Origin of the sequence: Vreelandella gomseomensis (assembly GCF_031451645.1) — a bacterium.
Classification (GTDB): domain Bacteria; phylum Pseudomonadota; class Gammaproteobacteria; order Pseudomonadales; family Halomonadaceae; genus Vreelandella; species Vreelandella gomseomensis.
Genome location: NZ_JARWAI010000002.1, coordinates 53921 through 77862, shown reverse-complemented (window position 1 = coordinate 77862; position 23942 = coordinate 53921). Strand labels below are relative to the sequence as shown.

The window sequence follows — 23942 nt, the reverse complement described above, 5'->3', positions numbered from 1 at the left end:
TTGAAAAATCCAACTAGCTCAACAAAAACTTGAGCCCCACCACGGCCAGCAGGGCGGCAAAGGCCCAGCGCAACACGTGGCTGGGCAAACGGTGCGCCAGACGAACCCCCACACGAGCAAAGGGAACGCTCGTCATGACCACGGCGATAAAGGCTGGCCACATCACATACCCGGTCGTCCAGTCAGGCAGCTGAGGATGTCCCCAGCCCATCCAGATAAAGGTCGCGGCCCCCAATAGTGCAATGGGAACACCGCAGGCGGCGGAGGTTCCCACCGCTCGCGTCAGGCTAGCGCCACACCGCGACAGCCAGGGCACGGCCATGGTGGCGCCGCCAATGCCGAACAGCGCCGAAACGCCGCCAATGACACCCCCGGCGATTATCATCGCGTAGCCAGGGGGTGGCGTGACCTGACGGCTGACGGCGCCAAACCCGACGGCCATTTTAACGGCAATCGCAAGCACAAACAGGCCAAACAACGTGCCCAATAGCGGCCCCGACAGCTGGCCGGCCACCAGTACGCCGACAATCGCGCCTGCCATCAACCCCGGCAACAGCGCCATCAACCACGGCAGGTGGATACTGCCCCGTTGCCAGTGACCCAGCGCCGACGACGCACCGGTGACCACGATGGTGGCCAGCGACGTACCAATGGCGAGGTGCATCACCACCTCGGGCGCGAAGCCCTGGAAGGTGAACGCCACGACCAATGCCGGGACGATGAGCAGTCCACCGCCGATACCGAAGAGACCTGCCAGGGTGCCCGCCACGACGCCAAGCAGCAGGTACCCGAGCACCGACATCGCCAATACGCTCATCGGGCGGTCGATGCCCCATCGGTGCCGGGAAACCAGGTCGTCATGATACCCAGCAAGGTTTCAGGCTGGTACGGCTTGATCAGCAGGTCATCAAGGCCCGCCTCAAAGCACTCCTCACGCCCCATGTTATCCGCATTCGCGGTCAGCGCCACGAGCACGCTCTTGCGGCTTTCCTGGGCGCTTTCAAACGCTCGCCAGCGGCGCGCGGTTTCAAGCCCGCTGAGCGTTGGCATGAAGATATCCATAAAGACGAGATCGAAAAAGGTTTGCTGCTGCCGCGCCAGCGCCTGTTCACCGCTACTGACGCCCTCAACGTAAAGGCCATGGTTCTCGAGCACCTGACGTGCCAGCATCAGGTTGACCGGGCCGTCGTCCACCACCAGCACGCGCAGCGAAGCCGCCACCGGCAGGGTGTCAGACCCGCTTGGGAGGTCACGGTGCTGAACCAGGTTCATCAACAGCGCGCGGATATCGGCAATGCGTTCACGAACCTCGAGCAGATTGGCCCGGCAGTCTTCGCTAAGTCGCGTGTTCAACTGCTTGCTCAAGTGGTCAAACAGCTCGTCGGTTTCGCGCTGCAGCAAGCCTAGATACTCGGACTTGAGGCGCGACTCCTCACGGGCCCGGTCACGTCCCGCCAGCAAATGCCTGACCTGTCGCTGCTGATGGTGAAGGTCATCCAGCAGGGTCTTGGCGCTATCCTCTGCCTGCGGCCCCGCCGAAGGTGTCGAAACGTCTGCAAGGGATGCAATCAGGCTGGACAGCCCCTGGTTAACGTGCATCAGGCGCGTCGTCGGCACGACGGCCGTGTTCTCGCCCCCCACCTGCGCCTGCGGTGGAACGCTGATGGCAGCCTGGTCAGAGAGCGCCTGCACATGCTGCTCAAGCTCGGCTATCTGCTGAGCCAGACGCGCCTCCTGATGCTTGGCACGCGACTTGATCAGCATCAAGAATGTCGCCACGTTCAAGCTGCTACCCGCCAGCAGCGCCAGCATAAGCCAAAGCGACAGGCTCCAGGACGCATAGTCGGGCGACATCCAGCCCACCAGCCAGACCACCAGTAAACAGAGCGTCACCAAGGCAGCCTGCACCAGCAATAATGGCCACAGCACGGGCCATATCAGCATGTTCCAGACGTGTTCTCGCTGGTTGCGTTGCATATAATAGCGCCTTCCTCTCTGGCCAAGCATCACAGGCGTATGCGTCACCCTTGCGGGACGCATTTGTTTCACCACATGCGTTATTGTAGGAAATGACCGCATCAAGTGTACGTCGACACGCCTGGAGTGTCATGCATCCGCTGGTGCTGACAATCTCCACGCCACTCGCCAACCGGACAATGAGCCCTCTATGTGTTTAATCGCTTTTCGTTGGCAGCCAGGATCTGCCGTGCCCTTGCAGCTGATGGGTAACCGCGATGAGTTTCATGCGCGCCCTACTGCCCCGCTCGCCGCCTGGGACGATGCGCCTCATCTGGTCGGCGGGCGCGACCTGGAAGCCGGCGGAAGCTGGCTGGCGACCAATCGCCAGGGACGGGTCGCGACGCTGACCAATGTCCGCGACCCGGCGTTGGTGACGGCACCAGGGGCACCCAGTCGCGGGCATCTGGTCAGTCAGGCACTGGAATGCGACGACATCGCCGCCTGGCTTAACCAGCTTGCCGAGGGTGAGGCTGCAAAGTACGCGGGCTTCAACCTGCTGGTCGCCACCCCGGATCAGCTGTGGTACCTGCACCGCGGCCGCGAACAGCTGTCGCTTTGGCAGGTATCGCCGGGCGTCCACGGGCTGTCCAATGCAGCGCTCGATACCCCATGGCCAAAATTGCAGTCCGTGAAGGCGGCGCTGACGCAGACGGATCCGCTGCAGTTTCCTGATCCAACGCTGCCCGCTTTCAAGGACCCCCGGACAGCGCCGGTCAGTGCACTACCAGACACCGGCGTGGGCAGAGAGCTTGAGCATCAGCTATCGGCCGCGTTTATCGTCGGCGAACGCTACGGCACCCGGGCCACCACCTGGCTATCGCTTGCCCGCGATGGCGAGATCGACATTACCGAGCAGCGCTTTGGCCCCGGGGGCACCTTCGAAGGGGACACGACACTCACCATCCCTTGCGAGCGGTGAGCCCTGTCACAAAAGGCTAGTCTCGCGGGGGAAGCAAATGGGAAAGCTGCCAGTCGTCCATGCGTTTATCGAGATGCATGTGCACCTGGGCAGGCGTGTCCAGTAGCATCACTTCCGACAGCAGCTGCTGGGCATCCTTGAGCGACACACGGCGAATCGCCGCGCGCACCTTGGGCAGGCTGGGGGCATTCATCGACAGGCTGGTGAACCCCATCGCCATCAGCAGGAGCGCGCCGGCCGGGTCACCCGCCAGCTCGCCGCAAAGCGAAATGGGCTTCTTGAGCCGTGAGGCGTCCTGGGAGAGTTCCTGCAAGGCACCCAACAAGGCGGGGTGCAGCGCGTCGTAAAGGCTGGAGACGCGCGGATTGTTGCGATCCACTGCCAACAGGTACTGGGTCAGGTCATTGCTGCCGACCGAGAAAAAATCCACCCGTTTGGCCAGCGCATCCATCTGGTAAATGGTGGCCGGCACTTCGATCATCACGCCCACCTTGGGGCGTTCGACGTCGATGCCCTCTTCCCCTAGTTCCAGAATCGCACGATCAAGCAGTCGCAGCGCCTCGTCCACCTCCTCCACATTGGTGATCATGGGGAACAGCACGTAGAGGTTGTCGAGCTCACGGGACGCTTTCAGCATCGCCCGCAGCTGCACCATCAGCACTTCCGGGTGATCCAGAGTCACCCGCATGCCGCGCCAGCCTAAAAACGGGTTAGCTTCTTCGATGGGGAAGTACGGCAGATCCTTGTCGCCGCCAATATCCAGGGTACGCATGACCACCGGCAGCGGCGAAAAGCTTTCCAACTGATCACGGTACAGACGAGTCTGCTCTTTCTCACCGGGGAAGCGCTCGGTAATCATGAACGGCACTTCGGTACGATACAGCCCCACCCCGCTGATGCGACTCTTGAGTAGCGCTGCGGCATCGACTGCCAATCCGGTGTTAACCATCAAGGGCATGTCGTGGCCGTCGGGCGTTTCGCTGGGCAGGTCCTGCTCGTGGGCCAACAGCTCGCTAAGCGCGTCTTCCTCGGCAATCAGGCTTTCATAGCGGGCCTTGAGCTCAGGGGCCGGGCGCACAAACAGCCGTCCCCGATGGCCGTCGAGCACGACCGGCGCGCCCGACAGTCGAGGTAGCGGCAAGTCGACCATGCCAAGCACGGTGGGAATCCCCATGGCGCGAGCGACAATCGCCACGTGGGAGGTGCTTGAACCGCGCACCGACACCAGCCCTTTGAGTTTATCCCGGGGCACCTCGCCCAGCATCGCCACGCTGATTTCATCGCCGACCAGAATCGCGTTATCGGGGTAGGTCTCAGGGGTCGAGGGGGAGTCCTCCTGCAGGTGAGCCAGCACGCGGCGCCCCAGGTCGCGGATATCCGCCGCCCGCTCGCGCAGATAATTATCGTCCACGCGCTCCAGGTATTGCACATGGCGACGCACCACATCGGCCAATGCGCCGGGCGCCCACTGCCCTTCGCGGATGCGCTTCTCGACCTCCTCGGACAGCGCTGCTTCACCGAGCATTTGCTGGTAAACGTCGAACAGCGCCAGTTCCTGGGTCGAGATACGATTGACCAGCCGCTCGGCCGCCGCCCGAATTTCATTGCGTGTCTTGCCGATCGCCTCTTTTAACCGCGCGACCTCGAAGTCCTCATCGCTGGGGACGAGATCTGGCACGCTGTTGAGATCCGACGGCGGCGTAATCACCACCGCCTCGCCCATTGCCATCCCCGGGGAGGCCGCCACGCCCTTGAACATCGTCTGGCCGCTGGGCAAGGCGCGCCGATTCAGGTTGCCGGTCGCCAGGGCATGCGCCAGGACGCCCGCCAGCTGCGCCGCCATGGTCACCAGAAAGGCTTCGTCTTCATCGTCGTACTGACGTTTTTCCGCCTGCTGAACCACCAGCACGCCCAGCATGAGGCGCTGGTGGATGATGGGCACGCCGAGAAAGCTCGAGTAGCGTTCTTCGCCGGTGGCTTCAAAATAACGGAACTGCGGGTGAGACTGGGCATCTTCGAGATTGAGCGGTTCGCTGCGCTTGGCGACCAGCCCCACCAGGCCCTCACCCAGCGGAAGCACCACCTGCCCGACAGCCTGGGTGCGCAGACCGATGGTTTCCATCAGCACCAGCGATTCCAGCTCTTTATCGTAGAGATAAAACGAGCACACATCGGTTTGCATCGCTTTGCGAATGCGCCGCACCATTGTGGCCAGGGCGGCATCCAGGTTTTTCGCGCCATTCACTTCCTGAATAACGCGTCGCAGCACCTCAAGCATGGACGTTTTGCTTTTCACTGTTATCTGCCTCGCTGAGGAATTCCTTGGCAATCAACTGCTACCCCGTCACAGGGTCGCAGCCTACTCGTCTATTAGCGCCAATCGTTGAACGCGGGGGGATAGCTCGCGGAGCGCTCGGCGATACACTTCACGCTTGAACGGCACGACCTGACCAAGGGGATACCAGTAGCTCACCCAACGCCAGCCATCAAATTCGGGCTTGGGCGTCGCCGTCATGCAGATACGGCTGTCCTCGCAGCGGATTTGGAGTAAAAACCACTTCTGCTTCTGGCCGATACAAACTGGCCGCGAATGTGTGCGAATCATGCGTCGTGGCAGACGGTAGCGCAGCCAGCCCCGGGTGCAGGCGACAATGTCAACATCGTTGGCCGTCAGGCCAATTTCTTCGTGAAGCTCACGAAAAAGCGCTTGTTGCGGCGTCTCGGTTGCCTTGATGCCTCCCTGGGGAAACTGCCACGCATTTTGTCCTACACGACGCGCCCATAGCAGCTGCCCCTGGCGGTTGGCGATAATGATGCCAACATTGGGGCGAAAGCCGTCAGCGTCGATCACGGACATCACCTTATAGATTTTCAATTAGCGCCATTTTTCCACAGGGACAACAAGCGTATCAATACAATATGGCGCTAACTTACCAACGCACCCGGCGTTGCGGTGTGAAACCCACCGTGACTCTGCGATAATCCGCTCCCGCCAATCACCGATGACACGCCGTGTGTTATCCATCATGCATGATAAGGGGAGCGCCGTGAGTCTGGCCATTTTCGACCTGGATAACACCTTGATTTCCATCGATAGCGATCACGCCTGGGGCGAGTTCCTGCTCGAGCAGGGCGCGGTAGATCCCGTCGCCTACCGGGAAGCCAACGACCGCTTCATGGCCGACTATCAGGCCGGCAACCTGGACATGGCCGAGTTCCTGGCCGTTGCGCTCAAGCCGCTTGCCGACAACACCCCCGAACAGCTTGCCGCCTGGCACCAGCAGTTCATGGCCAGCAAGATCGAGCCGCATATTCTACCCAAAGGCGAAGCGTTGCTGGCCCGCCACCGCACCAGCGGCGATACCCTGCTGATCATTACCGCCACCAATCGCTTCATCACCGCGCCGATCGCCGAGCGACTGGGCGTTGATCACCTGATTGCCGTCGAACCCGAGCGCGTTGACGGCCGCTACACCGGCCGCGTCCAAGGCGTGCCCAGCTACCGGGAAGGCAAAGTCACCCGCCTGCAACAGTGGCTGGCGGAGCAGGAACTGAGCATGGAAGGCGCCTGGTTCTACAGCGATTCGCACAACGATTTACCGCTTCTTGAACAAGTCGACCACCCGGTCGCCGTCGACCCTGACGACACCCTACGCAATGTGGCTGAGCAGCGCCAATGGCGGATCATGAGTCTGCGTGACTGAGCATGGCGTGAGCGCCACCTCGCATCGATAAAAAAACCCTGCAAGCAGCGCTTGCAGGGTTTTTGCGTTAACTGACGCGCGTGTCAAAGCGCCGGCAGGTGCGCTTAGCCGAGCAGATGCTCAACGGCCGCACGCTCTTCGCGCAGCTCTGTCTCGGTTGCCTTCATCTTTTCCCGGCTGAATTCGTCAATTTCGAAGCCTTGAACGATTTCATACTTGCCACCCTGGCAGCGTACCGGGTAGGAGTAGATGATGCCCTCTTCGATGCCGTAGCTGCCGTCAGAGGGAATCGCCATGCTGACAATGCCCTTGGAACCCAGCGCCCAGTCGTGCATGTGGTCGATGGCGGAGGAGGCAGCTGAGGCGGCAGAAGAGGCGCCACGGGCCTTGATGATCGCCGCGCCGCGCTGCTGCACGGTAGGGATAAAGTCGTTCTCGTACCAGTCGCGCTCGACCAGATCAAACGCTGGCTTGCCGTCGACCTTGCACTGGGCCAGATCCGGGTACTGGGTCGCACTATGGTTGCCCCAGATGATCAAGTCTTCAACGTCGGTAACGTGCTTGCCGGTTTTCTGCGCCAGCTGCGTCAGGGCGCGGTTGTGATCCAGGCGCGTCATGGCGGTGAACTGGCCGACGTCCAGATCCGGCGCGTTGCAGGACGCGATCAGCGCGTTGGTGTTAGCCGGGTTACCGACAACGAGCACTTTCACATCACGGCTGGCATGGTCGTTCAGCGCCTTGCCTTGGACAGAGAAGATCGCGGCGTTGGCTTCCAGCAGGTCTTTACGCTCCATGCCCGGGCCACGCGGACGTGCGCCGACCAGCAGGGCGAAGTCAGCGTCCTTGAACGCAACGTTCGGATCGTCGCTTGCAACGATGTCCTGCACGAGCGGGAAGGCACAATCGTTGACTTCCATGACCACGCCGTTCAGGGCGTCCATTGCCTGGGGAATTTCCAGAAGCTGGAGAATGACAGGCTGATCCGGCCCCAGCATGTCGCCTGCGGCGATGCGGAAAATAAGAGAGTAGCTGATCTGACCGGCACCGCCGGTAATCGCAATACGTACTGGATCTTTCATCATTGCTCCTTGATTGGTTCACCTAGGGATGGTTCTCGCCTGAGAGGAGTGGCGCTTCATAAACTCAAGACGCAAAGATGGTATGCCCAGGTGAATAAAAACTCAATCAGACATGCGACGAGTACCCATTTACTTCAATAGACATTCATGCAGCGGGCTGTCGCTCGCCGAAAAGGGCGAGTTGCGCTATGGTGTCATCGGCGGTAGTACCGCTTTTCTTGTTTTGCTAAGGACATGGACGCTCCATGCGAAAAATCCCGTTCTCTTATGCCTTGGCGAGTCTTCTGGTGCTGGCGCTGGTGGTATGGCTGGCTCTGGGTAATTTTCAGGGTTTTCAATCCACCCCTCCGGACGCCACTGAAGACAGCGCCCCCGAGTCGCGCGTGGAAGTCGTCGAACAGCAGAGCATCGCTTATATTCCCGAGCAGATCGTGCAGGGCCAGCTGACCGCCCAGCGGGAGACCACCCTGCGCGCCAACGTGGCAGGCTATGTCGCCGAGAAGCCGGTGGACCAGGGCAGCCGCGTGGCAGCCGGCGACACGCTGCTCGTGCTCGACAACGACGCCCTCCCCGAGCAATTGCAGCAGGCCCGCGACGAACTGGCCCTGGCCGAAGCCGAGTATGCCGGCGCGCGCAACCTGCGCCAGCGGGAACTGATTTCACAGCCCGAACTGCTGCGCCGACAGAGCGCACTGAGCGCCAGCGCCGCTTCCGTGGCGCAGCTGCAGAAGCAGCTGGATGACAGCCGCCCCACCGCGCCGTTTGACGGTGTGCTGAATCGCGTGACGGTGGAGCTTGGCGACCTGCTTCAGCCCGGCGAGGAATGGGGCCAACTGGTCGACGACCGCCGCCTGAAAGGCGCCGCCTGGGTCTCCCAGCAGCAGGTGGGCGATTTAAGCGTGGGCCTGCCGGTTACTGCACGGCTATTGAATGGCGATTACCTTGAAGGTGAACTGACCTTTATCAGCCATCGCGCCGAAGAAGCCACGCGCAGCTTCTATATCGAAGCCACGCTGGACAACCCCGCCGGCAAGCGCCTGGCAGGCGGCAGCGCGGAGTTGACGATTACCTTGCCGCCCCGCCAGGTGCACTCCCTGTCGCCCGCGCTGCTGAGCCTCGATCGCGAGGGCCAACTGGCCGTCAAGCACCTGGACGATAACAATCAGGTGCAGCAGACCCGCGTGGAACTGGTCAGCGCCGATACCCAGCGCGCTTATGTGACCGGCCTTGCGGATCCGCTGCGCCTGATCACGCTGGGCGCGGGCATGGTCGACGTCGGCGAGACGGTTACCCCGATCATGACACACACCGCCACGATTTCTTCGCCTGCGTCCCCTGAACGCTCTTCAGACCCTTCAGCAGAACAGGATAGCGTTCATGCGCCAGCTGATTAACGCGGCGCTGACCCACACCCGCACGACGCTACTGCTGCTGGTAAGTCTTCTGCTGGCGGGCATCACCGCCTGGCAGGTGATTCCCAAGGAAGCCAACCCCGACGTCACCATCCCGATGATCTATGTGTCGCTGTCTCTGGAAGGGGTAAGCCCCGAGGACGGCGAGCGGCTGCTGATCCGGCCCATGGAGCAGGAACTGCGTGGCATTGAAGGACTGCGCAAGTTCACCGCTCAATCAAGCGAAGGCCATGGCTCGATCACGCTGGAGTTCGACCCGGGCTTTGACCCCGACACCGCGCTGACCGACGTGCGCGACCGGGTGGACATTGCACGCAGCGACCTGCCTTCCGAGGCCGATGAGCCACGGGTCATGGAGGTCAACGTGTCGGAGTTTCCGGTCTTGACCATTGGCCTGTCCGGGCAGTTGGATACCCGCGAACGCATGACAATTGCCCGTCGCCTGCAGGAAGAAATCGAGGGTATCGCCGATGTACTGGAAGTCGATATTGCCGGCGAACGGGAAGACCTGCTTGAGATCGTCGTGGATCCGCTGGTACTGGAAAGCTACGGCGTCGACTTTGATGCGCTGTTCAATCAGGTGTCGCGTAATAATCGCCTGGTGGCGGCCGGCAGCCTGGATACCGGTGCGGGGCGCCTGGCGTTGAAAGTCCCCGGCATCATTGCCTCTCTCGACGATGTCATGAACATGCCGGTCAAGGTCGATGAGGATCGCGTCGTCACCTTTGGCGACGTGGCCTGGATCAACCCGACTTATAAAGACCCCGAAGGCTTTGCCCGTATCGATGGTCAACCGGCGGTGGTACTGGAAGTCTCCAAACGCGCCGGCGCGAATATCATTGCCACCATTGGCGCCGTGCGCGAGCGCCTGGCGGAGGCAAGCGACCTGCTCCCCGAGCAGCTGCGCTTCACCACCATTCTGGATGAATCGACCACCGTCGAGAACATGCTCTCGGAGCTGCTCAACAACGTACTCACCGCCGTGGTGCTGGTATTGATCGTGGTAGTGGCGGTAATGGGCTGGCGCATGGCGCTGCTCGTCGGGCTGACCATCCCCGGCGCCTTCCTGACCGGCATTCTGCTTATCTGGGCGCTTGGCTTTACGCTCAATATCGTGGTGCTGTTTGGCCTGATTCTGGTAGCCGGCATGCTGGTGGACGGCGCCATCGTCGTCAGTGAGCTGGCTGACCGACACCTGCGCGATGGCCAATCGCCCCATCAAGCGTGGCTCAACGCCGCCTCACGCATGAGCTGGCCGGTCATTGCCTCTACCGCGACGACGCTTGCGGTATTCATTCCGTTGCTGTTCTGGCCCGGCGTCGTCGGCCAGTTCATGAAGTACCTGCCCGCCACGGTGATCCTGTGCCTGCTGGCATCGCTTGCCATGGCGCTGGTATTTTTGCCGGCGCTGGGGCGGCTGTTTACACGCACCGCCGCGACGTCGACAGGCCCTGACCATGATGCGTCGACGACCTCCTTCGGGCGCGGCTATCGCCATTTGCTTGCCCGATTGCTTCTGCACCCGGCCTGGGTGCTACTGGTCACCCTCCTGTTGATGGCGCTGCTGTATACCGGCTACGCGCGCTTCAATCACGGTGTCGACTTCTTCCCCGACGTGGAGCCGGACAGCGCCCAGGTGCTGGTGCGCGCCCGTGGGGACTTCTCCGCCGAGGAGACCGACGCCATCGTGCAGCGGGTGGAAGCCAAGCTATCCAGCATGAGCGAAGTGCGTGCGCTGTACGCGCGCTCCTTTGCCGTGCCCAACGAGCAGATGGGCAACGACGTGATCGGCATGCTGCAGTTCCAATTCATCGATTGGCACGAGCGCCGGCCTGCCCAGGCGATCCTGGACGACATGGCCGAACGCGCCGGCGACATCCCGGGTATTCGACTTGAATTCCAGGAGCAGGAGATGGGCCCCGGCGGCGGCAAGCCCATTGTCCTGGAAGTCAGCGCCACGGATCCCGACGTAACCGATGCTGGCGTCAACCAGTTGACCCAGCTGATGCGCGAGCTGGGCGGCTTTGAAGACATTCAGGATAACCGCAGCCTGCCCGGCGTGGAGTGGCAGGTAAATGTCGACCGTGAAGCCGCCGCGCGCATGGGCACCGACGTTACGACCATCGGCAGCGCAGTGCAGCTCCTGACGACCGGCCTGCAGGTGGCGAGCTATCGGCCACCCGAGGTGAGCGATGAAGTGGATATTCGCGTGCGTCTGCCGCAACACTGGCGCTCGCTGGATCAGTTGGAGCGTTTGACGATCAACACCCAGCGCGGCCAGGTGCCCATCTCGCACTTTGTGACGCTGGAACCGGCGCCCAAGGTCGGCACCCTCAACCGCATCGATGGTCGCCGGGCCATCACCGTCGAAGCCGATCTGGCGCCGGGCTATCTCGCCGACGAACGGCTGAACGCCCTGCTCGAGGCCAGTGGCGGCCGCTTGCCCGATGGTTTGATGGTCAATGTGGCGGGCGAGCAGGAAGACCAGCAGGAGTCGATGCAGTTCCTGACGAGTGCCTTCCTGGTGGCCATTGGCCTGATGGCGCTGATTCTGGTCACCCAGTTCAACAGCTTCTACCAGGCGGGGCTGGTGCTTTCCGCCATTGTGTTTTCCACAGCGGGCGTGCTCGTGGGGCTGCTGATAACCGGTCAGGCCTTCGGAATCGTCATGGTGGGGATGGGCATCATTGCCCTGGCAGGCATCGTGGTGAACAACAATATCGTGTTGATCGATACCTACAACGAGCTGCGCGGTAGGGGCATGACGCCCGGCGAGGCGGCGCTGGAAGCCGGCTGTCTGCGCCTGCGTCCGGTGCTGCTGACGGCGATCACTACGGTGCTGGGGCTGATGCCGATGGTGCTGGGGATCAATGTCGACCTGTTCTCGCCCGCGCTCGGCTTCAATGCGCCCTCTGCACAATGGTGGACCCAGATGTCGAGCGCTATCGCTGGCGGGCTCACCTTCGCCACCGCCCTCACCCTGCTACTGACGCCTTGCATGCTGGTGATTGGCGGCCGCTTGCGGTGAAACTAAGCATCCGTTTAGGCTATCTGCTAGCGATCTTTTTCATCGACAGGATTGCTGCTGATCGCTCAACAAGTTGAGCTCCTACAAAATCAATACAGGCACACAGCCCCTGTAGGAGCCCGACTTGTCGGGCGATCAGACTATCTACGGACGTTAAACTGCGGTGGCACGATCGCTTATTATCAGGCAGGGGCGTTGGACGTTTCGGGGCTATGAGCTGCGTGCAGGCGGGCAATGAGCTGGTCTTCCAACGCAAAGCGCTCGGTCAGACCACGCGCGAGCCGATCAATCCAGGCCGGCAGCCGCGCAAGGTTTTGCTGACAGCTCACCGATGTGGCGTAATCGGTATCGAACGCCAGCACCATCTCCGTCGACATCTCCAGACGCTCGAGCAGTTTTTCCGCCGTTTCAAGCGCGCTGTCGTCGTTGAAGGCGCGGGCTTCTTCGGCAAGCTGCGGGTAGATTTCAAAATGCCCAGCGCTGATGTAATCCATCAGCGATTCGCTAAAATGATCAATGCGCGACTTGCTGACGCTTTCAAGCTCAGCGTCACAGGCGTCTTTCAGCTCGATAAAGCTTACCAGTAGATCACGACGTTGCTCCAACCAGCGGTCAATCAGGCTGTGCACGCCGCCCCAGCGCTCCTGGGCGTTTTTACAATCTTCGAGCATGGGGCTCTCCTTGCTTGTCGCCGCCGTCTAGATGGCTAGACTCGCTTTTCCGCTCAGCGGTGTCAATCCTCATAAGGATGGTTTGCCTCATCCTGGCATTCCGCCTATCAGCTGAAGAGCATGGCGCGCTGGCGTGCCAGAATGATCATACGCAGCGGTATCAGTAACAGTACCCCGAAGCCGATCAACGTCCACGCCGGCAGCGATAGTCCCAGCAGGGTAACGTCAATGTCGGCGCACTCCCCCGAGCCGGTCAACACCATGGCCACCACGTCCTGCATGGGCAGGATATCCATCATGTAATCCAGCCCCGGCCCGCAGGTGGGCACTTCATCGGCGGGCAACGACTGCAGCCACACGTGGCGACCCGCGATGAACGCCCCCGTCCCCGCCGTCAGCAAGCCGAGGATGCCGTAAATCACCTTGCCCGCGCGTCCTGCCGGGTTGTGCACCGCCGCCAGCAACAAGACAATGCCCGTGGCAATCACCGCCACGCGTTGGAAGACGCAAAGCGGGCAAGGCTCATACCCGCCGATGTGCTCCAGCCCCAGGGCGACCGCCATCATGACGATACAAAAAAAGACGCCCAATAGCGCCGGGTAACGTATAGACGGCGTTTTCATGCTTTCTTCTCCGTCGGCAGTGTCGATAGCGCGCGCGATTCCCGGGCGCGGTCAAAATAGTCGCGTAAAAATTCGTCGAAGCTGACTTGCTCATCGGCTTCGATGTCGTGCTGCTGCTGGTGAGAGGTATCAATCAGCTGGGCCAGCAGCGCCTCCCGTGAACGCTGCATGGGTTTGGCCCTGAGCTCGTCCGCCTGGTTCTTGGCAAGCGTGAGCAGGGCATCGCTCAGCGAGCCATTGCCGGCCTGCAACTGCGCAAGCAGCTGCGCCGACGGAGTCAGCTCGGGATCCTTGAGACGCGGCGTCAGCGCTTCCAGGGCGTCGGCGTGGGGGGCGCCCTCTTCCACTGCATCCAGAAGTCGCGCGACCTCTGCCATTTCGGTGAATATCTGTTCGCCCCATTCCCGCACCGAGGTCGCTTCACCGTCGCGAATCAGCGTCAGCGCCGGGTCACGCCCACGCTCGACAACAAACCGGCGGTTGTCATCGAGCCGGTCGCATTCCTCGTCCGAGATCCAGGGACTATCGCTGAGCAGGCACCACATCAGGAAGGTATCGACAAAGCGCATTTGCGTTTCATCAACGCCCAGGGGGTCAAAGGGATTCAAGTCCAGACAGCGCACTTCGATATATTCGACGCCCCGCGCCTCGAGCGCCTGGCTGGGCGTTTCGTTGTGCTTGGCGACCCGTTTGGGGCGAATATCGCTGTAGTACTCGTTCTCGATCTGCAGAATGTTGGCGTTCAGCTGTCGCCATTCGTCGCCTACTTTTACCCCTAGCTTCTGGTAATCCGGCCACGGCGACGAAATCGCGTGGCGCAACGTATTGACGTAGTTGGACAGCGAGTTGAAACAGATCTTCAGCTGCGACTGAACCTTGTTCTGATAGCCCAGATCAGACATGCGCAGCGTGGTCGCGTAGGGGGCGTAATAGGTGTCATCGCCTAACGGCTGGAGCTTTTCCGGCACCTTGCCATCGGGTAGGAAGCTTTTATCCACCGCCGGGGAGGCGCCGAAGAGATACAGCAGCAGCCAGCTATGGCGTCGAAAATGTCGGATCATGCCAAAGTAGCGCGTGGAGCGATAATCGTTGAAGGATACATCGGTGGCCTGCTCAAGCTCACGCAGCGCGTGCCACATATCGTCCGGCAGGGAGACATTATAGTGCACCCCGGCGATCGCCTGCATGATTCGCCCATAGCGCACGTCCAACCCCTTGCGATAGACGTGCTTCATGGTGCCGACATTCGAGCTGCCATAATCGGCGATGGGTATGCTGTCGTTGCCCGACAGGCGCGACGGCATACTCCCCGGCCAGATCCATTCATCGGCCAGGTGCTGATAGGTAAAGCTATGCAGATCCGATAAGAAGCACAGTGCCTCGCCCGGGTCGGAGTACACCGGCGTGATGTACTCGAGCAACGCCTCGGAATAGTCGGTGGTGATGTGCGGATGGGTCAGCTTAGAGCCCAGGGCATAGGGATGCGGGGTTTGCGCAATATGGCCCTTTGCATCGACCCGCAGGCCTTCTTTTTCCAGCCCGCGGCGCAGGCGGCCAAGACGGCCCTGTCGGGCGCTGGGCAGCAAGCGATCGACCGTCGCCGTCAGTGAAGGTGGCACAGTGAGTGGTTCAGGCAAGGTGAACACTCCTTGTCAATAAGGCCCGTGCACGCACGAGCCTTGGTGGAATCGGGTGGCATCGCCAGCGGCTACCCATCGAGAATAGACAGCAGGATATGGCGGCAGCCGTTCAACTTTCAAGACGCGTGACTATTTGTCCTGCTTGGCCTTGAGCAACGCCGCCCCCAGCGTACCCACTGCCGCGGGCGGTTCGCTGGATTTATTCGCTTGGCGTCTGTTGCTCTGCCCCTGGCGACGCGATGGCTTGCGCGCCTCCTTCTCGCCGGCTTGGGGATCGCCCTGCTGCTCCGGCTCAGGCTCGTCGTCGAGGCGCATGGAAAGCCCTATCCGCTTGCGCGGGATATCCACGCTCATGACCTTGACGGTGACGATATCCCCGGCCTTGACCACGCTGCGCGGGTCGTCGATAAAACGGTCGGAGAGCGCCGAAATATGCACCAGGCCATCCTGATGAACGCCAATGTCCACGAAGGCGCCGAAGTGCGTGACGTTGGTCACCGTGCCTTCGAGCACCATCGAAAGCTTGAGATCCTTGAGGGTTTCGACTCCTTCACGGAATTCAGCGGCCTTGAACTCGGGGCGCGGATCGCGGCCGGGTTTATCGAGCTCCTTGAGGATATCGCTCACCGTCGGCACTCCAAAGCGCTCGTCGGCAAAGTCGCCTGGCTTTAGCGTCTTGAGCGTTGCGCTATCGCCAATCAGTCCTTTCACGTCGCGGCCGCTCTGCTTGGCCATACGTTCGACCACCACATAGGCCTCGGGGTGAACGGCACTGGCATCCAGCGGGTTTTCCGCCTGATGAATACGCAGGAAACCGGCGCACTGTTCAAAGGTTTTGGGCCCGAGACGGCTGACGTCCAAAAGCGCTTTACGGCTCTTGAAGGCGCCGCGCAGGTTACGCTCGGCGACGATGTTATCGGCAATCGCCGCGCTGAGCCCGGCCACCCGCGACAGCAACGCGCTAGAAGCGGTATTCAAGTCGACCCCCACGGCGTTGACGCAGTCTTCGATAACCGCCTCCAGGCTGCGGGATAGCTGCACCTGGGACACATCGTGCTGGTACTGACCAACGCCGATGGATTTAGGCTCGATCTTGACCAGCTCGGCCAGCGGATCCTGCAGACGGCGGGCAATCGATACCGCGCCCCGCACGGTGACGTCGAGGTCGGGCAGCTCTTTCGACGCATATTCCGACGCCGAGTAAACCGAGGCGCCCGCCTCGCTCACCATGACCTTGCTAAGGCGGTAATCGGGCGCCAGGGCTTTCTGCAGCTCCCCTGCCAGCTTGTCGGTTTCACGGCTGGCGGTGCCATTGCCCACGGCAATCAATTGAACGCCGTGGCGTTTCACCAGCTTGGTCAACTCGGCGAGCGCATCGTCCCAGCGGTTCTGCGGTGCGTGGGGATAAATCGTCGCCTGATCGATGAACTGGCCGGTGGCATCGACCACGGCAACTTTACAGCCGGTACGCAGGCCCGGATCGATGGCCAGCGTCACTTTTTGCCCTGCAGGCGCCGCAAGCAGCAGGTCTTTCAAGTTAGCAGCAAACACATCAATGGCGGTTTGCTCGGCCAGCTCGCGCAGGCGGCCCAACAGCTCGGTTTCCAGCGCGGTGTAGAGCTTGACGCGCCATGTCCAACGCACCACCTCGGCAAGCCATTTATCCGCCGCACGCCCCTGGTCGCTGATGCCGAAATGCTTGGCAATCGTCACCTGGGCGGGATGAATAGGGGCTTCGTCTTCACCGGGCAGGCGAATAGCGAGGCTCAACACGCCCTCGTTGCGACCACGGAACATGGCAAGCGCACGGTGTGACGGCACCTTGGCGAGGGTTTCGTCGTGCTCGAAATAGTCGGAGAACTTGGCCCCTTCCTGCTGCTTGCCGTCCAGCACGCGGGCGCTCAGCTCGCCCTCCTGCCAGAGCCGTTCCCGCAGTTGGCCGATCAGCTCGGGGTCTTCGGCAAAGCGCTCCATGAGAATCTGCTTGGCGCCATCCAGGGCGGCCTTGGCATCCTCGACGGCGGGAATATCGCCTTCTGCCGGGCGCAGGTAGCCGGCGGCTTCGTTTTCCGGGGTGAGCGTTGGGTCAGCAAGCAACGCGTCCGCCAACGGCTCCAGGCCAGCTTCACGGGCGATCTGCGCTTTGGTACGGCGTTTTTTCTTGAACGGCAGGTATAAATCTTCCAGACGCTGCTTGGTTTCCGCCGCGTCGATAGCCGCCTTGAGCGGGCCGTCCAGCTTGCCTTGCTCATCAATGGCGGCCAGGACCGCGACACGGCGCTCTTCCAGCTCGCGTAAATAGCGCAGTCGCTCATCCAGTTGACGAAGTTGGGTATCGTCCAGGGCGCCGGTGACTTCTTTACGATAACGGGCGATAAACGGCACGGTGGCGCCTTCATCCAGAAGCGCCACCGTGGCGGAAACCTGCTCGGCCCGAACACTCAGCTCGGTGGCTAAGCGAGAAATAATACGCTGATTAACATCCATAAATGACCACGAAACTCATGCAACACGATTAAGTGCTCACAAGGTATCACAATCCCCTCGTGGCTGGCATGAGTTGGGCCATGTGACGCGCGCTCAGCTTACGGGCGAAGATGCCCGGCTGGCTCAGGCCGCCACGAAACGCAGCGCGACGCCATTATTGCACCAGCGCAGTCCGGTGGGCTCGGGGCCGTCTTCAAACACATGGCCCTGATGGCCGCCACAACGCGCACAGTGATATTCGGTTCGCGGCCATACCATTTTGAAATCAAGCTCGGTGAGCAGATGCCCTTCAACGTGTTCGAAAAAGCTCGGCCAGCCGGTACCGGAATCGTATTTCATGGCGCTGGTGAAAAGCAGCAGGTCACAGCCCGCACAGCGGTATACACCCTCACCGTCTTCCTTATCCAGCGGGCTTGAGAAGGCCGGCTCGGTGCCCGCCTCTCGCAGCACCTCAAAGGCTTTCTCAGAAAGGCGTTCACGCCATTCGGCTGCGCTCAGTTCAAGCTTTTCAAGCCCGGGTGCCGGCTCAAGATCCAGCCGCGGAAAGCCAAACGAAAATCCGGGTATCAGCCCGCCGACTCCGGCTAGCCCGGTCAGGCCTAAAAAGTGACGGCGTTTCATAAGCGTTCTCCCATAGCGGTCAAAAACAAAAGGGCAACGCCAAAGCGTTGCCCTTTCTGACACCTAATGGGTGCTAACGTTCTACCCCTTATAGAGCGAACGCATGATCACGTCAGCTGTGGACCGGCCTGGATAATGGCCGGGTTGACGCCTTCAAATTTCTTGAAGTTATCGACGAACTTGGTCACCAGCTCCTGAAGATGGCGATCGTAGGCCGTGCGATCTTCCCAGGTGTCGCGCGGGTCGAGCAGGCTCGAGTCGACGCCAGGCACCGCCACCGGCACTTCGAGGTTCAAGCCATCAATATGCTTGGTCTGCACATCGCGCAGCACGCCGGACTGGATGGCGCTGATGATCGCCCGGGTCGTCGGGATCGAGAAGCGCGAGCCGCCTTCACCAAAGGCCCCGCCGGTCCAACCGGTGTTGACCAGATAAACCTGGGCGTCTTGCTTCTCGACACGCTTGATCAGCAGATCAGCGTATTCACGCGCTGGGCGCGGGAAGAACGGCGCGCCGAAGCAGGTAGAGAAAGTAGCCGCCAAGCCTTCAGACGAGCCCATTTCGGTGGAACCGACCTTGGCCGTGTAGCCCGACAGAAAATGGTAGGCCGCCGCTTCCTTGGACAGTACCGAGACCGGCGGCAACACGCCGGACATATCGCAGGTCAAAAAGACAATGGCGTTCGGCTCGCCCGCGAGGTTTTCCGGTACGCGCTTCTCGACGTGCTCCAGCGGATAGGCGGCACGCGAGTTTTGCGTCAGGCTGTCGTCAGCGTAATCCGGCTCGCGGCGGTCGTCGAGCACCACGTTTTCCAGCACGGTACCGAACGAGATGGCGTTCCAGATGACCGGCTCGTTTTTCTCGGACAGGTCGATGCACTTTGCGTAGCAGCCGCCTTCCATGTTGAACACGGTACCGTCGCCCCAGCCATGTTCGTCGTCGCCGATCAGGTAACGGGCTGGATCGGCGGAGAGAGTGGTTTTACCGGTGCCCGAGAGGCCGAAGAACAGGCAGGTTTCGCCATCTTCGCCGACGTTGGCGGAGCAGTGCATGGGCAGCACATCGGCGTCGGGCAGCAGGAAGTTCTGCACCGAGAACATGGCTTTCTTCATTTCACCGGCGTAGCGCATACCGGCGATAAGCACCTTCTTCTCGGCGAAATTGATAATCACACAGCCATCCGAAGGCGTGCCGTCGCGGCTCGGGTCACAGGCGAAATCAGCCGCGTTGAGAATCGTCCACTCGTCCTTCATCGCCGGATTGAAGGCTTGAGGGCGGACAAACATGGTGCGCCCGAATAGATTCTGCCAGGCCGTTTCGGTGCTGACCCGCACCGGCAGGTAGTGGACGGAATCGCTGCCCACGTGCAGCTCGGAGATAAAGTGCTCGCGCGCGCCCAGATAGTCTTCGACGCGCGCCCACAGCGCGGAGAACTTGTCGGCATCGAAGGGCCGGTTGACGCTACCCCAGTCAATGCTGTCGCGGGTAGACGGTTCATCGACGATAAAGCGGTCTTTCGGTGAACGGCCGGTACGCAGGCCCGTGTTCACTACCAGGGCACCGTTTGCCGACAGGCGGCCTTCGCCACGGGCCACGGCGCGCTCGATCAATTCGGCGCTGCAGAGGTTGACGTGGGCTTGATGAGCGGCTTGAGTCGTGGTCATGTCGATTCCTGGGCCTTGCGGCCGATTTTCTCGTTTACCGGGCGTCACCGACGCCTTTCAAAAGTTCATCCCGGCGAATGGCTGGGCGCTTGAGTCGGGCGCATTATGGCAAAAAGAAAGCCCCCGTAAAACGGGGGCCTGGAGCAAATATCTTGTAGTTAAACTACGACATTGCCACTACATTTTGTGTTGCGCCGCAGTATTTTTTCAAACGCCTGTTTGGCGATAACGCCCGAATGACCGGTATGTCTGGCGCCGTAGAAAGCCGCTTGAAAACTGTCTCCGCCGGGCACGACTACAAACTCAGTGAATGGTCGGAGCCGGCGCATCCGGGTCGGCCAATAAACTTTCGATTTCTGCGGCCGTGTAGTGATATTTCGTGTGGCAAAAATGGCACTGGGTATCGATCTCGCCCTGTTCACGCAAGATATCCCGCAGCTCATCGCCGCCCAGGGTCAGCAGCCCATTGCTCATGCGTTCACGCGAGCAGGTGCAACCAAACCGCAGCGCTTTAGGTTCGAATACTCGAACCGTCTCCTCATGGTAAAGCCGGTACAGTACTTCTCGCTGCTCAAGCCCCAAAAGCTCGTCGGTCTTGATGGTATCGGCCAGGTGGACGCTGCGCTCCCAGGCATCCACATCCTGATTTTGCGACGCGTCAGGCAGGCGCTGGAGGAGCAGTCCCCCTGCCCGCTCGCCGTCGGCGGCAAGCCATAGCCGCGTGGGCAGCTGTTCCGACTGGCTGAAATAGGCTTCCAGGCAGCCGCTCAGCGTCTCGTGGTCAAGCGCAACGATCCCCTGGTAGCGGTTGCCGTCGCGGGGATCGAGGGTAATCACGATCTGGCCGTCACCCACCAGGTCGCGAAAGCTGGCGTGTTCGCTGGGCAGGTCGCCGCCGTCGGCGATGCGGGCAATCGCTCGCAGTTCACCGCCGGGGTTGGATTCGGCCATCATCAGCGACACAACGCCCTGACCGCGCACTTCTATGCTCATGGTGCCGTCCAGCTTGACAGTATCGGTCAATAGCGCCACTGCAGCTAGCAGCTCGCCCAGCAGTTGGTTGACCGCCGGGGGATAGGCATGGCGATCCAGCACCTCGTGGTAGGCGCTGGACAGCGTCACGATCTCGCCGCGCACGTTGGTGTGGTCAAACAGAAAACGTTGGATTTGATCAGACATAAGAAACCGTTACAGAATTGGGGGGAACGCCAGTGAGGATTCACTCACCTTGGTGGCGTTGAAAGCGCTGGATTTCACGGCGCTGCTTTTTATCAGGCCGTTTGAGCGGATGCTGCATCACTTGATTGTTCAACCGGCGTGCCTCGGCTTCGCGGGCACGATGTTCAATACTTTCCTGGGTTTCGGCGTAGAGTTTGCGCGCCTCCGGCGCCCCGCGCCGCTGGTCGGACAGCGCGGTAACCTCGACCTCGAGCACATCCCACCCCTGGGGCACCTTGATCAGTGCGCCCAGCTCGACGTTTTTGCTGGTTTTGGCGCGGGTACCGTCGTAGTGTACCTTGCCACCTTCGATGGCCTTCTTGGCCAGCGCGCGGGTTTTGAAGAACCGCGCGGCCCACAGCCATTTATCCAAGCGAACGCTATCGCTCATTGACGCTCTCCTCGCTGCTCAAGCAGGCGGCAGCAGTTGGGCAAATCGATCCAGTGCGACAAATTCCTCGAGAGCCTTTTCCGGCCGCTGGCTATCGGGCTGCTTGATGCCCATCAGATAGCGGATACCAAAGGTCCGGGCGCTGGCAAGCACGTGAGGGTTGTCGTCGATAAACAGGGTACGCGCGGGATCAAACGGTTCAAGCGCCTGCAGCGCCGACCAGAAGGCTTGCTCCTCTTTTGCCGCACCGACATCTTCCGATGAAATGATGGCGTCCAGGTAGTTTTCCAACCCCGTCAACGGCAGCTTGAGAGCCAGGCTGGCCCGGTCGGCATTGGTTGCCAGTATCACCCGGGGATGAGCCTGCTTAAGCCAGGTCAGAAAATCCAGGGCGTCGCCACGCAGGCCGATCAAGTGCTGCACTTCCCGCTTGAGGGCGACGATATCGACGCCGAGTTCGCGGCTCCAGTAGGCCAGGCTGTACCAGTTGAGCGTGCCCTGCTCGCCGATGATGCGGGCGCGCAGAGTGTCTTGGGTTGCCTCGTCCAGTTGGTGAAGCTCGACGTAGCGGCGAGGCAGATGCTCCAGCCAGAAATGGCTGTCGAAGTGCAGATCCAGCAGCGTGCCGTCCATGTCCAACAGCACGGTATCAATTTCACTCCACTCGATCATTGCCACTCCCATCGCGAACATTGTAAGCGTGGTATTGTAGCCTAACCGCCGTTTACCAGCCATGGAGGCACCATGTCCCGCTACGACTCGACCCCGAACCGCGCTGCATCGGGCTATCCGCAAAAACCGCAGATCCTTAAGCGCAACACCGTGGCGCAAAGCCGTTTATTCCAGGTCGAAGCCCTCGACCTGCGATTTTCCAACGGCGAGGAGCGTCAGTTCGAACGATTGACCGGCGCCGACAGAGGCGCGGTAATGATCGTCGCCATGCCCGACCCGGAGCACGTGTTACTGATTCGCGAGTACGCGGCAGGCTTCGAGGATTACGTGCTGACACTTCCCAAGGGGCTGGTGGACCCTGGTGAAGATGTCATCACCGCCGCCAACCGGGAATTGATGGAAGAATGCGGCGTTGGCGCGCATCATCTGGAGCCGCTGGCCGAGCTTTCCCTGGCGCCCAATTACATGCGCCACCGCATGCAGGTAATACTGGCCACCGACCTATACCCCAAGCGTTTACCAGGGGATGAGCCCGAACCGTTGATTGTGGAAACCCACGCGCTGGAAGAGCTGCCTGCCTTGATGCTGCGCGAGGACTTCCACGAAGCGCGGGCCATTGCCGCGCTCTACATCGCCCGCGACAAACTGCGCGAAGAGCGGCACGACCACACCAACGACCTGCTATAAAGGCGGATCGCAGGACGACTGTCCCCGCTCTGCTAGGGAGGTTACAGATGGTTTTTTAGCGAAATCCAGCGCCGCTGGCGATGGCTGTCAAGACCGGCTTCCAGCAGCGCCATGCTACGTAACGCATCGTCGATATCCACCGGGAGCGGTTTGTCATCCAGAATCGCGCCGGCAACCCCCTGATAATAGGCCAGATAATCGCCGGGCTGGGTAGAGTGCTCCCGGCGCATGAGCGGGGCGTCTTCCCCCTCGCCTTCCCGCAGCGTCAACACGCCGTTTTGCGTATCGTCTCCCCACTGCGGCGCGGGCGACTCACCGGCCTTCAAGCGATCTTCCTGGGGATCCAGGCCGTATTTGACGAAGCTGCCCCGGGTGCCGTGAATCCGGAAACGCGGTGTCGGCTCGGCCACCAGGGTGCCTGCCGCCAGCGTGACCCGAAACCCCTCGTAATCGAGCAGCGCCAGGAAATCGTCATCGGCCTTGGCCCCCTCACGCAGCGCCGCCAACTCAAGCAGGATGGCGTTGGGCATGCCAAACAGCTCGCAGGCCTGATCCAGCAGGTGGGGCCCCAGGTCGTACCAGATACCACCGCCGGGAGTCGCTTTCTCACGCCAGCGGTCGCGCACTTCCGGCCGAAAGCGGTCGAAATGCGATTCGAAGCCGGACACCCGTCCCAGCGTGCCCGCCTCCAGCAGTGCCTTGATAGTCAAGAAGTCGCTGTCCCAACGCCGGTTATGAAAGACCGAGACCATCCGCTCTTTATTAGCGGCCAGCGTTTTCAGCTGTTTGGCTTCGGAAAGCGTCACGGTAAACGGCTTGTCGACCACCACGTGCTTGCCGGCCGTCAGCGCCGCCTTGGCAAGCGGAAAGTGCGTGTCGTTGGGCGTCGGAATCACGATCAGGTCGATATCCTTGCGCTCACACAGCGCCAGGGCTTTGCTTTCCACCTCAACGCCGGGCAGATCCGCGCGCACCTTGTCAGCATCGCTGGAGGACACGGCCACCAGATCGAGCCCCTCCGTCGCCCGAATAAGCGGCATATGAAACGTTTTACTGGCAAAACCGTAGCCCACCAGGCCTACATTGATAATCGCCTTCATTACATTC

Annotated in this window: 20 protein-coding genes; 5 read left to right on the top strand and 15 right to left on the bottom strand. The window is 61.1% G+C overall.

From position 1 onward, the window contains the following. Nucleotides 1-13: 13 nt before the first annotated feature. Complete coding sequence (locus QC815_RS02490) at nt 14-817, bottom strand: sulfite exporter TauE/SafE family protein (protein WP_230446504.1); 804 nt, start codon at nt 815-817, stop codon at nt 14-16. After that, entirely contained in the window at nt 814-1977 is a 1164-nt protein-coding gene (locus tag QC815_RS02485; RefSeq protein WP_309766776.1) for a response regulator, read from the bottom strand. Before QC815_RS02485 ends, QC815_RS02490 begins: the two co-directional genes overlap by 4 nt. 190 nt (nt 1978-2167) lie before the next feature. Between QC815_RS02485 and QC815_RS02480 the strand changes: the two genes are divergently transcribed. Beyond that, the gene (locus QC815_RS02480; protein WP_309766774.1) at nt 2168-2938 is read left to right on the top strand and encodes an NRDE family protein; all 771 of its coding nucleotides are present in this window, start codon (nt 2168-2170) and stop codon (nt 2936-2938) included. Between the two features lie 16 nt (nt 2939-2954). On the opposite strand, the gene ptsP is transcribed toward QC815_RS02480, so the two are convergent. Both ptsP and QC815_RS02470 read right to left on the bottom strand, forming a co-directional pair. Further along, entirely contained in the window at nt 2955-5216 is a 2262-nt protein-coding gene (ptsP, locus tag QC815_RS02475) for a phosphoenolpyruvate--protein phosphotransferase (protein WP_230446889.1), read from the bottom strand. 81 nt (nt 5217-5297) lie between these two features. Continuing rightward, nucleotides 5298-5789, bottom strand: a complete 492-nt coding sequence (locus QC815_RS02470; RefSeq protein ID WP_230446501.1) for an RNA pyrophosphohydrolase — start codon at nt 5787-5789, stop codon at nt 5298-5300. 196 nt (nt 5790-5985) lie between these two features. On the opposite strand from QC815_RS02470, the gene QC815_RS02465 reads away from it, so the two are divergent. Then, complete coding sequence (locus QC815_RS02465) at nt 5986-6642, top strand: histidinol-phosphatase (RefSeq protein WP_230446500.1); 657 nt, start codon at nt 5986-5988, stop codon at nt 6640-6642. A 104-nt stretch (nt 6643-6746) separates the two neighbouring features. Here QC815_RS02465 and QC815_RS02460 read toward each other — a convergent pair whose 3' ends face one another. Next, a complete protein-coding gene (locus tag QC815_RS02460) occupies nt 6747-7721 on the bottom strand; it encodes a malate dehydrogenase (RefSeq protein WP_230446499.1) in 975 nt (324 codons plus the stop codon). A 245-nt stretch (nt 7722-7966) separates the two neighbouring features. Here QC815_RS02460 and QC815_RS02455 point away from each other — a divergent pair, with 245 nt between their 5' ends. Both QC815_RS02455 and QC815_RS02450 read left to right on the top strand, forming a co-directional pair. Then, the gene (locus QC815_RS02455; RefSeq protein WP_309766771.1) at nt 7967-9115 is read left to right on the top strand and encodes an efflux RND transporter periplasmic adaptor subunit; all 1149 of its coding nucleotides are present in this window, start codon (nt 7967-7969) and stop codon (nt 9113-9115) included. Continuing rightward, complete coding sequence (locus QC815_RS02450) at nt 9099-12161, top strand: efflux RND transporter permease subunit (RefSeq protein WP_230446497.1); 3063 nt, start codon at nt 9099-9101, stop codon at nt 12159-12161. Before QC815_RS02455 ends, QC815_RS02450 begins: the two co-directional genes overlap by 17 nt. Before the next feature lie 182 nt (nt 12162-12343). Here QC815_RS02450 and rsd read toward each other — a convergent pair whose 3' ends face one another. The 9 genes from rsd to yrfG form a co-directional block, all read right to left on the bottom strand. Beyond that, entirely contained in the window at nt 12344-12832 is a 489-nt protein-coding gene (rsd, locus tag QC815_RS02445) for a sigma D regulator (protein ID WP_230446496.1), read from the bottom strand. Between the two features lie 107 nt (nt 12833-12939). Continuing rightward, nucleotides 12940-13455 (bottom strand): disulfide bond formation protein B, encoded by a 516-nt coding sequence (locus QC815_RS02440; RefSeq protein ID WP_230446495.1) that lies wholly within the window; start codon nt 13453-13455, stop codon nt 12940-12942. Further along, complete coding sequence (gene gshA, locus QC815_RS02435) at nt 13452-15092, bottom strand: glutamate--cysteine ligase (RefSeq protein WP_230446494.1); 1641 nt, start codon at nt 15090-15092, stop codon at nt 13452-13454. Before gshA ends, QC815_RS02440 begins: the two co-directional genes overlap by 4 nt. A 132-nt stretch (nt 15093-15224) precedes the next feature. Then, nucleotides 15225-17582, bottom strand: a complete 2358-nt coding sequence (locus QC815_RS02430; RefSeq protein ID WP_309766768.1) for a Tex family protein — start codon at nt 17580-17582, stop codon at nt 15225-15227. 123 nt (nt 17583-17705) lie between these two features. After that, nucleotides 17706-18203: a peptide-methionine (R)-S-oxide reductase MsrB gene (msrB, locus tag QC815_RS02425; protein ID WP_230446492.1), complete on the bottom strand. Its 498-nt coding sequence runs from the start codon at nt 18201-18203 to the stop codon at nt 17706-17708. A gap of 107 nt (nt 18204-18310) precedes the next feature. Then, on the bottom strand, nt 18311-19867 hold the full coding sequence (locus QC815_RS02420) for a phosphoenolpyruvate carboxykinase (RefSeq protein ID WP_230446491.1): 1557 nt from the start codon (nt 19865-19867) through the stop codon (nt 18311-18313). Nucleotides 19868-20170: 303 nt separating this feature from the next. After that, nucleotides 20171-21046 (bottom strand): Hsp33 family molecular chaperone HslO, encoded by an 876-nt coding sequence (hslO, locus tag QC815_RS02415; protein WP_230446490.1) that lies wholly within the window; start codon nt 21044-21046, stop codon nt 20171-20173. A 40-nt stretch (nt 21047-21086) separates the two neighbouring features. After that, complete coding sequence (gene hslR, locus QC815_RS02410; RefSeq protein ID WP_230446489.1) at nt 21087-21476, bottom strand: ribosome-associated heat shock protein Hsp15; 390 nt, start codon at nt 21474-21476, stop codon at nt 21087-21089. 18 nt (nt 21477-21494) lie between these two features. Continuing rightward, entirely contained in the window at nt 21495-22148 is a 654-nt protein-coding gene (yrfG, locus tag QC815_RS02405) for a GMP/IMP nucleotidase (protein ID WP_230446488.1), read from the bottom strand. A gap of 72 nt (nt 22149-22220) precedes the next feature. Here yrfG and nudE point away from each other — a divergent pair, with 72 nt between their 5' ends. Further along, nucleotides 22221-22835 (top strand): ADP compounds hydrolase NudE, encoded by a 615-nt coding sequence (gene nudE, locus QC815_RS02400; RefSeq protein ID WP_230446487.1) that lies wholly within the window; start codon nt 22221-22223, stop codon nt 22833-22835. Between the two features lie 41 nt (nt 22836-22876). Here the strand turns inward: nudE and QC815_RS02395 are convergent, their stop codons facing one another. Further along, nucleotides 22877-23935 (bottom strand): oxidoreductase, encoded by a 1059-nt coding sequence (locus tag QC815_RS02395; protein WP_230446486.1) that lies wholly within the window; start codon nt 23933-23935, stop codon nt 22877-22879. Between the last annotated feature and the right edge of the window lie 7 nt (nt 23936-23942).